This is a genomic window from Empedobacter brevis NBRC 14943 = ATCC 43319 (assembly GCF_000382425.1).
Taxonomy (GTDB): Bacteria; Bacteroidota; Bacteroidia; order Flavobacteriales; family Weeksellaceae; genus Empedobacter; species Empedobacter brevis.
Genome location: NZ_KB908296.1, coordinates 1 through 12,404, shown reverse-complemented (window position 1 = coordinate 12,404; position 12,404 = coordinate 1). Strand labels below are relative to the sequence as shown.

The following is a 12,404-nucleotide window of genomic DNA, read 5'->3' as shown; positions in this document are numbered from 1 at the left end:
AATAATTTATTTTTATTAAACAAAAAAAGAAGAGTATGTATCCAGCAGAAATAGTAATGCCAATGAAGGCACAATTGACTTCTAATGGTTTTGAAGATTTAACAACTGCAGAACAAGTAGAAGCGGCAATTAAACAAGAAGGAACAACTTTAGTAATGGTAAACAGTGTTTGTGGTTGTGCTGCAGGTGCTGCAAGACCTGGAGTTGTCATGTCTTTGGCTAATGAAAAAGTTCCAGCTCATTTAACAACAGTTTTCGCAGGTTTTGATAAAGATGCTGTTGCTAAGGCTCGTGAATTTTTTGCGCCATTCCCTCCTAGTTCTCCGGCTGTTGCTTTATTCAAAGATGGTGAGTTAGTACATATGTTAGAGCGTCACCATATCGAAGGGCATTCTGCAGAAGCAATCGCAGAGAATTTGAAAGCCGCTTACAACGAGTTTGCTTAGAAATAAGATATAAATCATGTTAAGATTTATTTAACCCGTAATCTTTGTGATTACGGGTTTTTAATTTTTTTTCATAGAAAATTTTGTATTTGAATTATTATTGTTTAGTTTTATTAAATAATTAGAAAAAAATAACACTAAAAACGAATAATTATGAAGAAAATTTTTACTCTTTTATCAATTGTTGCATTGTCTTCTGTAACATTTGCTCAAGATAATAAAGCTAAATTAGATTTAACAAAGCATGAAATCACAACCCTAAGTCAACAACAAAATAAAGCTGATGATCATACTTTTTCTCAGTTATCGACTCAGGAAATTACAGGAAACAGTGCTAGTGTGAGTTGCGAGAATGTACAATACCCTGTTACATTAACAAGATTTTATGATTTAAAAAATGATTATGGAATCACAGGTGACTTTACGCCTGTTTCTGTCGGAGTTTTTGGAAGAGCGATGGATAACACGGTTGTTGAAACTACAATTGTCAATTATAATGGAACTACTTATGGTAGTACAATTCCTTATTCTTCAGTTACAGAAACAGATAATTATGGAAGTAAATCTTTAGCTAAAAATGAGGTAGGCTGGTTTGATATTGAATTCATAGATGCTTTTTCTGTAGCAGAGGGGCAAAAAATAGGAGTTGCTTCGACTTATATAATGGCTGGAGCTGATAATGGTTGGGTTCAATCTTTTTTACCATGGTTAACAAATCAGCCAGGATTAACAGAAACTAGACCAACATATTTTGGACATCCAACATCTGAATCAGCATGTGGTGTTATTGAAGATAACTATGCTGATATTAGAACTAATGTAACAGGAGGATCGGCTTACATATATGTTGTAAATAACTTAACTGGAACTACAGAGACGATGGGTACAGTGGAATTAGGGTCATCAAAATTAGCAGTTTATCCAAATCCTGCAACAACAGAAGTGAATATTAAATTAGATGGAACTAAAGTTGCTGATGTAACAGTTGCTGATGTAACAGGACGTGTAATTCCGGTTAAATTCTCTAAAGATGGTAAAGTGGATACTTCTAAATTGTCTTCTGGAGTTTACTTCTTAAGAGTAAAAGATGACAAAGGAGTAACAAGAATCCAAAAAATCATCAAGAAATAATTTTTTGAAAAAATATTTTTATACAATTATATGAGTGGAACATTTTGTTCCACTTTTTTTATGTCTGAAATTCTATAGAAATAGAAAATTTTAAATTTTTATTCAATGAACATATGAAAAACCTGAATTAATATCATAATATAAAAAATATCATATTAAATGAAAAGCTAAACCTATGAAAGAGAGAAAAATGTATAAAAATTATCTGTAAATTAGCAATTCGAAATTTTAAATACATTATTTTAATCAACATGAGAATAGCAGTCGTAGGCGCTACCGGAATGGTCGGCAGAGTTATGCTCCAAGTTTTGGAAGAAAGAAATTTTCCAATCACTGAAATTATCCCAGTAGCATCAGAAAGATCAATAGGAAAAACTATTGAGTACAAAGGAAAAGAGTACAAAATTGTTTCAATGCAGGATGCTGTAGAAATGCGACCGGATATCGCAGTGTTTTCAGCAGGAGGAGAAACTTCCAAACAGTGGGCGCCTAAGTTTGCAGAAGTTGGAACAACTGTAATTGACAATTCATCTGCTTGGAGAATGGATCCGGATCGTCCATTGATTGTACCGGAAATCAATGCAGATATTTTAACTACAAATGATAAAATTATTGCAAATCCTAACTGTTCTACCATTCAGTTGGTAATGGTGCTAAATCCTTTACACAAAAAATACGGAATAAAACGTGTAGTTGTTTCTACTTATCAGTCAGTTACAGGAACCGGAAAAGATGCTGTGGAACAATTGAATGGAGAAATAGAGGGACGCGATGTAGCAAAAGTTTATCCGTATCAAATTTTCAAAAATGCATTGCCACATTGCGATGTTTTTGATGAAGAGACAGGGTATACAAAAGAAGAATTAAAATTAACACGCGAACCGCGTAAAATTATGCGTGTTGATGAGATGAATATTACAGCAACTGCGGTTCGTGTTCCTGTACAAGGAGGTCATTCTGAATCTGTAAACATCGAATTTGAGAACGATTTTGATTTAGCAGAAGTTCGTAAATTGTTGTCAGAGCAAGAAGGAATAATAGTACAAGATAACCCTGATACCAATACATATCCAATGGCCTTTTATTCAGAGGGAAAAGATGATGTTTTTGTTGGTCGTATTCGCCGTGATATGTCTCAGCCAAAAACATTAAATTGTTGGATTGTTGCAGATAATTTACGCAAAGGTGCAGCTACAAATGCAGTTCAGATTGCAGAATACCTAGTAAAAAATAAATTAGTCGGATAAGATTCTGTAAGATATAAATAAAAAAAGTCGCTTAAAGAGCGACTTTTTTTATTTTTAATCAATAAGTTTTCAGAAATTTAACAAATATTTTACGTTAATGAAGCAACCATAAACGTAATTTTCGCATCTAAACGATAAGAAAGAAAAGTATTTTGGACGAAAAACAACTGATAAAAGCTTGTATCAATAATGATTCGAAAGCACAGCGGATGCTTTATGAAAAATATGATGCGCGTTTTTTTGCAGTATGTAAAAGATATTTTACAGATATACAACAAGCAGAAGATGCTTTAGTTAAAGGATTTTTAAAAATTTTTCAGCATCTGCAAAATTATTCGTTTGAAGGAAGTTTTGAAGGTTGGATGCGAAGAATTATGATCAATGAATGTTTGATGGAGTTACGAAAAAATAAAATTTTTCATCTCAATGTAGACGACTATTCTTCCTCTATTTCTTCTAATCAGGAAGCTTCGCAACAAATAGAGGAAGATGATGTGATGAAGCTCCTCGACTATTTACCCGAAGGCTGTCGTCTTGTGTTTACCCTCTATGTCATTGAAGGATATAAACACAAAGAAATCGCCGAAAGTTTAGGGATTACAGAAGGTACATCGAAATCGCAGTTAAATCTGGCGAAGACGAAATTGAAGGAAATGCTAAGTAAGAATGAAAATATAAAATCAAATTTATCGTGAATACAAACGATCCAATAGAAGAATTATTTCGAAAAAGAAGTAACGAGACTGTCGGTGAAAAACCGAGAGATTTGGTTTGGAAGCGTATTGAATCTGGTTTACAGAATGAAGAGAAGAAAAAGAAACCAATTCGGGAATTTGTTTCGAGTGTTTGGTTTTCGGCAGCAGTTTTTGCATTGATTGCAATTCCTTATTTTGTGCTTTTTATTGAGAATATAAATACGGAAAACAGAGAAAATTCAATTGAAGTTGTAAAAATGAATACTCCTGCAATAGAAGACAAAGTAATTCAACAGGAGAAATTGGAGATTTTGGAATCGAAAGATGAAATTTTGGATAAACCGATAGAAATTGTAAAGAATAAAAAGGTTGTAAAAGAACCTGTTTATAAAGTTGTGGAAGAAAATTCAATTGAAGAAAATACAAACGGGGGGTATTTACCGGAATTTTCAAAAGCATCAGTACCGGAATCACCTACTTTAGTATTTGCCCCTCAAGCGATAGAGGCTCGTTCAAAAACGTTAGATTCAATAGAAAAAGAAGGACAATATGCTGTTGCTAAAGCCAGTGGTTACATAAAGGATTCTGTTTCCAAGAAGGAAAATACACCCTTTAAAATTAAAGGGGTAAGTTATTCATCAGTTGAAGACTCTAACAAGCGGATGAAAATGAGTGTTGTAGCCGATGAACGTTCAGCTAATTTAGAAACATCTTCTGTTTTAGCTGTTGCGCCTAAAAAATCTGCAATTGATAAAGCTTTAATTACTTATAAACCATTAAAGTTTACGGTAAAATCGGATATACTTCGAACAACTTTTAAGTTGTTGAAAAAATCGAAAGACAAGATTACATTTGAAAATACGACAAATCGTGTTGTGATCACATTTGAAAAATCAAAGGACAAGATTATTCTGACAACGAACCAGCCTAAAATGGATGCTGTTTTGTTAGGAACATTAGAAAAGAATAAAAAAGAAATTTTTGAATATTATCAAATAAAGTAAAAAAAAGTGTTAATTTAATCGAATTGAACGAATTAACACATATGAAAAGAATTTTATCACTGTCAATTATCTTCTTTGGTTTTACTTATGCTGCGGCGCAAGATTTATATCTGGTTAAATTAAAACCAAAAGAAAATACATCTTCTTTTTTATTAAATCCATTGCAAATGCTTTCTCAACGATCTTTGGATCGAAGAGAAAAGTATACAATTTCAATTAACGAGGAAGATGTTCCAATTTCTGAATATAGAATTAATCAAATTAAAAAGTTAGCGTTAAATTATATCGGTCATACGAAATGGTTGAATTCTGTAATGGTAGAAATTTCGAATGAAGAAGTTTTGAACGAATTAACAGCCTTAAATTTTGTTGAATCTGCAGAAACAATGGTTCGTAATTCTCTTCCTAAAACGTCTCTAAAAAATCAATCTAAATGGAAAGATTTAATAAATGAATCGGAAAAGTATAACTATGGTTATGCCGAAGAGTTCATAAATCAAATTAATTTAAAACCACTTCATGAAAATAACATTTTAGGGCAAGGAGTTTTAATCGCCGTTATTGATGCAGGTTTTCCGGGCGTTGACAAAATTGCCGCTTTTGATATCTTGCGTAAAGAAAACAGAATTCTTGATACCTATGATTTCGTGGATAAAAAGAAACAGGTGTACGATGCGGATAGACATGGCACAATGGTTCTATCAACTATGGCGGCAGAAATAGGAGGAAGTTATGTAGGGACAGCACCAAAAGCAACTTATTCATTGTATCGTTCAGAAGACAATAATTCTGAAACGCCAAAAGAACTGATGTATTGGATACAAGCCGCAGAAAGAGCGGATAGTATAGGATCGGATGTGATAAATACATCTTTAGGGTATTATGCTTTTGATGATGCAAGATACGACTATACATTTGATAATATGGACGGAAAAACAACTTTAATATCTAAAGGAGCTGAAGTGGCTGCTAATAAAGGGATTTTTGTAGTGGTGGCTGCAGGAAATGAAGGGGATTCTTCTTGGAAAAGGATTTCTGCTCCAGCTGATGTTAAAAATGTGTTTTCAATTGGAGCAAACGATTCATACAAAAAACCTGCAGGTTTTTCATCTTTCGGACCAAATGCTTTAGGTGAGATTAAACCAAACGTATCCGCTTTAGGGCAATATATTGTTGTGTATATGCCGGATGGAAATTTAACGTATTCCAATGGAACTTCATTCGCTTCACCTGTTTCGGCCGGAGCAGTAGCATTAATGATTCAACAATTTCCAAAAGTTGCTCATGAAGTTTTAAAACAGAATATTCAGCAATCAGCTCATTTATTCTCGTCTCCTTCTGATCAATTGGGATACGGAGTACCTAACTATTATATGGCTTCTCAGGAATTATTGAAAACAAATGAGATAGAAAATACAAATGCAATAAAAATTTATCCTAATCCTTTCAAAGAGGTTATGAATGTTCAATCAAAAGAACAAATAAAAAAGATAGAATTGTATAATTTGATTGGACAAAAAATAATTTCAATCAACAATCAAAATTCAATTTCAACAAATCAATTGAAATCAGGTATTTATTTGATTAATATTACAGATTCTAAAGGAAATATTTTGATTGAAAAAGTGGTGAAGAAATAATTGTTTTCCGACATCTGATCATTAAAATCAGACGTCGGAAAATTTATTTTGAATAATGCTTAATGGCATTTTCTTTGTCTTGATTCATTGCAAAAATTAAGTCATCTAATGAAGCAAATTTCTTTTCATCCCGAAGTCGACCTAAAAATTCAAGACGAATCGTCTCATCATAAATATCTTGATCAAACTCTAAAATATTCACTTCTACTCTATGCTCTCGTAGATTTGTAACCGTTTCACGATAACCAATACTCAATAAACCTAAATATTTTTTATTTTCTACAAAAACATCTACAGCATACACTCCATCTTTTGGAATTAATTTATTGGGGTCAACTTCTAAATTAGCGGTAGGAAAACCAAGTGTTCGTCCAATTTTATCTCCATGTACAACCTTCCCTGAAAGAGGGTAACGATAATTGAGCGCTTTATTTGCATATTCAATATTTCCCGCAATTAAGGCCTTTCTGATTTTAGTAGAACTTACGGCAGTATCATTTTCTTCTACTGCTTGCAATTGAATCAAATTGAAACCATATTCTTTTGAAAGTACTTGCAATTGTTCAAAATTACCTTCTCTGTTTTTACCAAAATGATGATCGTAACCTATTACAAGTGTATCTATGTGGATTTTATCGACCAACAAATTTTTGACAAACTCTACCGAAGTTACCTGAGAAAATTCTTTTGTAAATTCTTGAATAATCAAATGCTCTAATCCAAATTGACGAAGCACCGTTTCTTTTTCCTCTAAGGTGTTCAAAAACTTGAGATCGCAATTTGGTTGTAAAACCATTCGAGGATGTGGATTAAAAGTAATCAAAACACTTTCTCCATCAATTTCTTTTGCAATTGTATTAAGTTGTTTTAGAATAGATTGATGACCTATGTGTGCACCGTCAAACATCCCTAAAGTAAGAACAGGACGGTTAATAGGTTTGATTTCTTCTATTGATTGATAAACGTTCACTAAAAATGATTTTGCACAAATTTAAGGCTTTCAGATTGAACTGCAATTTTCTTTTTTATTCCGATCGATTGTAATATTCTGATTACTAATCAAAATATTATGATAAAAATCTTAAAAAGTATATAAATTATACAATGTTTTTAACTTACCTTTGCACCCAAATAAAATAAACTAAATCATTTCATATAATGGCAAATCAAAAGAAAGGTAAGATTGCACAGGTTATTGGACCTGTAATTGACGTTATTTTTGATAACGCAGAAGGCCTTCCAAATATTTATGATGCATTAGAGGTTCCTCGTTCAGGAAAAGAAACATTAATTCTTGAAGTTGAGCAACACATCGGTGAAGATACTGTACGTTGTATCGCAATGGATAGTTCTGATGGTTTACAAAGAGGCCAAGAGGTTATCGCTGTAGGTGGACCAATTATGGTGCCAGTTGGAGAGGCAATCAACGGACGTGTATTTAATGTAGTAGGAGATGCTATTGATGGTTTAGGAAATTTAGACAAACAAAACGGTTTACCTATTCACCGTCCAGCTCCAAAATTCGAAGACTTATCAACTGCAACAGAAGTATTATTCACAGGAATTAAAGTAATCGACTTAATTGAGCCTTATGCAAAAGGAGGTAAAATTGGTTTATTTGGTGGTGCCGGAGTAGGTAAAACAGTATTAATTCAGGAGTTGATTAACAACATCGCAAAAGGACACGGAGGTTTATCTGTATTCGCAGGTGTTGGTGAACGTACTCGTGAAGGTAATGACTTAATTCGTGAGATGATCGAATCAGGAATTATCAAATATGGTGATGAGTTTATGCACTCTATGGAAAATGGAGGATGGGATATCTCAAAAGCCGATAAAGAATTAATGAAAGAATCGAAAGCTGCTTTCGTATTCGGACAAATGAATGAACCTCCGGGAGCACGTGCTCGTGTTGCTTTATCAGGTTTAACATTAGCTGAATATTACCGTGATGGAGACGGACAAGGTCAAGGGCGTGATGTATTATTCTTCGTCGATAATATTTTCCGTTTTACACAAGCAGGTTCTGAGGTATCAGCTTTATTAGGACGTATGCCATCTGCCGTAGGTTACCAACCAACGTTAGCAACTGAAATGGGAGCTATGCAAGAGCGTATTACATCTACTAAAAACGGATCTATTACATCTGTACAAGCAGTATATGTACCTGCCGATGACTTAACTGACCCTGCGCCAGCTACAACATTCGCGCATTTAGATGCTACAACGGTATTAGATCGTAAGATTGCTTCATTAGGTATTTACCCTGCGGTAGATCCATTGAACTCTACTTCTCGTATCTTAACACCAGCAATTATTGGTAAAGAACATTATGAAACAGCTCAACGTGTAAAAGAAATCTTACAACGTTACAATGCTTTACAAGATATTATTGCGATCTTAGGTATGGAAGAGTTATCAGAAGAGGATAAATTAGTTGTACACCGTGCACGTCGTATCCAACGTTTCTTATCTCAACCATTCCACGTTGCGGAACAGTTTACAGGAATTCCAGGTGTTTTAGTTGACATCAAAGATACAATCAAAGGATTTAATATGATCTTAGATGGTGAAGTTGATCAATATCCTGAGGCAGCATTCAACTTACGTGGTACAATCGAAGAAGCGATTGAGGCTGGAGAAAAAATGTTAGCAGAGGTAAAATAATATTTTTATATAACAATATAAAAGAGTGCTTACGTTTCTTTTACTCTAAAAGTTACTAAGTACTCTTTTTTTTAAAACAATAGGATTATGCACTTACAAATTATTACTCCGGAAAATGTAGTTTTTGACTGTGAAGTAGATGCTGTAACATTACCAGGAAAAGATGGGGAATTTCAGTTGCTAAATAACCACGCTCCTATCGTTGCAACTTTAGGTGAAGGAACAATTAAAATAAAAGTTCACACAAAAACTTTCGAAGATTTCGATAATCAATCTGGTAAAGTTTATACTTCTCCATCTAATGAGTCTACATTATTATTAGACATCAAAGGAGGAACAATTGAAATGAACAATAATAAAGTAATCGTTTTAGCAAACTAGTTACTTTTTTTTGAATAAATAATACAGAGGAGATCAATTTTGATCTCCTTTTTTTATTTTCAATAATTACAATTGATTAATTTGTTAAAATAATATTCTATAAAATGGATATTAATAGATTTTCAAAGTAAAAATGATTCTTTATTTGTTAATTATATTCATTTTTAATCTATTTTATAGATTTGTTTTCTAAAAATATTTTTAATATTTTATTATTTAGAAAAATATTCTAATTTCACTTCATCTAATAAGTTGCAAAGCGTAACTAGAAATGATTTAAATTTTTCAGATGAAGTATAATTCTAAAAAACATTCTTTTGGGCACGGCGTCCTACTTCAAAACATCTACAATTGTATCAATAGTAAAATTCGAATGTGCAATCGCTAAAATAGTTCAATCTAATTAACCTAATTACATTTTAGTAGCAATCAAACAATTTTATGATGTCAACAGAAAAAAAATTACATTTCGATACATTACAAGTACACGCAGGTCAGGAAGTCGACTCAATAACAGGAGCGCGTGCAGTTCCGATTTACCAAACATCTTCTTATGCATTTAATAGTGCAGAACATGGAGCAAACTTATTTGCTTTAAAAGAATTTGGAAATATTTATACACGAATACAAAATCCAACAACAGACGTTTTCGAAAAACGTATCGCTGCTTTAGAAGGTGGTGTAGCAGCCTTAGCAGTAGCGTCTGGTCAAGCCGCACAGTTTATAGCCTTAAATAATATTTTGGAAGCTGGAGATAATTTCGTTTCTGCTTCCAACCTTTATGGAGGAACTTATAATCAATTTAAAGTTGGGTTCAAACGTTTAGGAATAGAAGTTCGCTTTGCAGAAAATGCAGATCCATCAATTATAGAATCATTAATTGATGAGAATACAAAAGCAATTTATACTGAAACGATCGGTAACCCTAGCTTTAATGTACCAGATTTTGATGCAATTTCTAGAATTGCAAAGAAATATGACCTTCCGCTAATTGTCGATAATACATTTGGAGCAGGAGGATATATTTTCAAACCATTGGAACATGGTGCGAATGTAGTGGTAGAGTCTGCAACAAAATGGATTGGTGGACATGGAACTTCGATTGGAGGAGTGATTGTTGATGGAGGAAATTACGATTGGGGAAATGGAAAGTTTTCACAGTTCTCTCAACCATCCGAAGGTTATCATGGACTTATCTTTTCTGAGGTTTTTGGTGTCAATAGTTCATTCGGAAACATTCAGTTTATCATTCGTGCTCGTGTAGAAGGATTGCGCGATTTTGGTCCTGCAATATCTCCTTTCAATTCTTTTTTATTGATTCAAGGCTTAGAAACTTTATCACTAAGGGTTCAAAAGCATTTGGATAATACATTAGAAATTGCGCATTGGTTAGAAAATCATCCGCAGGTAGAGAAAGTAAATTATCCGGGATTGATTTCTTCTCCAAGTCATCATTTAGCCAAAAAATATTTACAAAACGGTTTCGGAGCGGTTCTTTCTTTTGTAATTAAAGGAAATTCTGATCAGGCAAATCATTTTATTGATAGTTTAGAATTGATTAGCCATTTAGCAAATGTAGGTGATGCGAAATCATTAATTATTCACCCCTCTGCTACAACACATCAACAATTGAGTGAAGAAGAACAACAATCTGCCGGAGTTTATTCTGGGTTATTGCGTCTTTCAGTAGGAATTGAGCATATTGATGATATTAAGAACGATTTGCAAAAAGCTTTTGATAAGATTAAGTAAACAAGAAACTTCAGGCTACAACGATTTATGAATTTTCATCAATATCATTATAATGGCTCTTTTCAATTAGAAAATGGTCAATCTTTAGAAAGTTTAACAATTGCCTATCATACGGCAGGAACAATAAATAAAAATAAAGACAACATCATTTGGGTTTGCCATGCGCTTACGGCAAACTCAGATGTATTTGAATGGTGGGCTGGTCTTTTCGGAGAGAATGATTTGTTTAATCCCAATGATCATTTTATTATTTGTGCAAATGTTTTGGGTTCTAATTATGGTACAACAAATCCGTTATCTACAAACCCTGGAACAAATTCTCCGTATTATCGAGATTTTCCTATAATAACAATAAAAGATATGGCGAATGCACATCAGCTTTTAGCAGAACATTTGAATATCGATACAATCAAATTACTGATTGGAGGTTCGCTCGGAGGCCAGCAAGCATTAGAATTTACACTTCTTAATAAGGTAAAAATTGATAATTTGGTCTTGCTTGCAACAAATGCTGTACATTCTCCTTGGGGAATTGCATTCAACGAATCTCAACGTCTGGCGATAGAAGCAGATGCTACTTTCAATGATAAAATAGAAGAAGCAGGTAAAAATGGACTAATTGCGGCTCGAACAATTGCCATGCTTTCTTACCGGACCTATAGTATATATGAACAAAAACAAAAAGACGATTATTCCGTTTTCAATGATTTCAAAGCATCATCTTATCAAAAATACCAAGGGCAAAAATTAGCCGATCGATTTAATGCGCATTCATATTGGACACTTTCCAAAGCAATGGATTCGCAAAATATTGCAAGAACAAAGGAAAGTTTAGAAAAGTCGCTCGCTCAAATTTCATCCAATACATTAGTGATTGGGATTTCTTCTGATATTTTATTTCCTCCTTCAGAACAAAAATTCATTGCAAAACATATTCCCAATGCAAAATATGTAGAAATAGAATCTTTGTTTGGACACGATGGTTTTTTAATTGAACTTGATGAATTGAATAAAATTCTGAAACCTTTTGCTTAAATATTCTCCTTTCTTTTTGTTGAAGAAGTGTAAATCGCTAGTGATTTTTTGGGCCAACCTCTATAGATTTCGTGCTTGTTTTAGCAGGGATCCGGCCACTTTTCGGTTTTAATTTATGTTTTTTTCAAAAATATTTAGCGATATAACAATGAGTTAGGGCTTTTGTGTAAAATAAATGTAAATTTCGTTTGGAGTTTCGGAAAAATGGGTTGTATATTTGCAATCCCAATACGAAAGACGAGTAGTATTGTAGTTGACATAGGAGCTTATAAATACCGGAAATTATTTAGTTAAAACTAAATTTTGAGAGTTATAAATAAGTATTTAGTTTTGCGATCCGATTCTTTTATGAATTGATGAGTAAAGTTAGAAACGACTTGTTAAAATAAAAACTTTAAAATTTTCG

General features: G+C 33.1%; 11 protein-coding genes. 10 read left to right on the top strand and 1 reads right to left on the bottom strand.

Annotated elements, in window-relative coordinates; all coding sequences use genetic code 11:
• The first annotated feature begins 35 nt into the window (after nucleotides 1–35).
• The 6 genes from H277_RS0110020 (at nucleotide 36) to H277_RS0109995 (ending at nucleotide 6,163) form a co-directional block, all read left to right on the top strand.
• A complete protein-coding gene (locus H277_RS0110020; RefSeq protein WP_019975458.1) occupies nucleotides 36–446 on the top strand; it encodes a BrxA/BrxB family bacilliredoxin in 411 nt (136 codons plus the stop codon).
• Between the two features lie 153 nt (nucleotides 447–599).
• On the top strand, nucleotides 600–1,577 hold the full coding sequence (locus tag H277_RS0110015; RefSeq protein ID WP_019975457.1) for a T9SS type A sorting domain-containing protein: 978 nt from the start codon (nucleotides 600–602) through the stop codon (nucleotides 1,575–1,577).
• 251 nt (nucleotides 1,578–1,828) lie between these two features.
• Complete coding sequence (locus H277_RS0110010; RefSeq protein WP_019975456.1) at nucleotides 1,829–2,824, top strand: aspartate-semialdehyde dehydrogenase; 996 nt, start codon at nucleotides 1,829–1,831, stop codon at nucleotides 2,822–2,824.
• Nucleotides 2,825–2,976: 152 nt separating this feature from the next.
• A complete protein-coding gene (locus H277_RS0110005; RefSeq protein WP_019975455.1) occupies nucleotides 2,977–3,519 on the top strand; it encodes an RNA polymerase sigma factor in 543 nt (180 codons plus the stop codon).
• Entirely contained in the window at nucleotides 3,516–4,523 is a 1,008-nt protein-coding gene (locus H277_RS0110000; protein ID WP_019975454.1) for a hypothetical protein, read from the top strand. Before H277_RS0110005 ends, H277_RS0110000 begins: the two co-directional genes overlap by 4 nt.
• A 41-nt stretch (nucleotides 4,524–4,564) precedes the next feature.
• Nucleotides 4,565–6,163, top strand: a complete 1,599-nt coding sequence (locus H277_RS0109995; RefSeq protein WP_019975453.1) for a S8 family serine peptidase — start codon at nucleotides 4,565–4,567, stop codon at nucleotides 6,161–6,163.
• A gap of 43 nt (nucleotides 6,164–6,206) precedes the next feature.
• On the opposite strand, the gene H277_RS0109990 is transcribed toward H277_RS0109995, so the two are convergent.
• Entirely contained in the window at nucleotides 6,207–7,133 is a 927-nt protein-coding gene (locus H277_RS0109990) for a bifunctional riboflavin kinase/FAD synthetase (protein WP_019975452.1), read from the bottom strand.
• A 188-nt stretch (nucleotides 7,134–7,321) separates the two neighbouring features.
• Between H277_RS0109990 and atpD the strand changes: the two genes are divergently transcribed.
• From atpD to H277_RS0109970, 4 genes are all read left to right on the top strand, one after another.
• Nucleotides 7,322–8,830: a F0F1 ATP synthase subunit beta gene (atpD, locus tag H277_RS0109985; protein ID WP_019975451.1), complete on the top strand. Its 1,509-nt coding sequence runs from the start codon at nucleotides 7,322–7,324 to the stop codon at nucleotides 8,828–8,830.
• Between the two features lie 87 nt (nucleotides 8,831–8,917).
• A complete protein-coding gene (locus tag H277_RS0109980) occupies nucleotides 8,918–9,211 on the top strand; it encodes a FoF1 ATP synthase subunit delta/epsilon (RefSeq protein ID WP_019975450.1) in 294 nt (97 codons plus the stop codon).
• Between the two features lie 444 nt (nucleotides 9,212–9,655).
• Entirely contained in the window at nucleotides 9,656–10,963 is a 1,308-nt protein-coding gene (locus H277_RS0109975) for an O-acetylhomoserine aminocarboxypropyltransferase/cysteine synthase family protein (RefSeq protein WP_019975449.1), read from the top strand.
• A 27-nt stretch (nucleotides 10,964–10,990) separates the two neighbouring features.
• Nucleotides 10,991–11,998, top strand: a complete 1,008-nt coding sequence (locus H277_RS0109970) for a homoserine O-acetyltransferase family protein (RefSeq protein WP_019975448.1) — start codon at nucleotides 10,991–10,993, stop codon at nucleotides 11,996–11,998.
• Nucleotides 11,999–12,404: the final 406 nt, after the last annotated feature.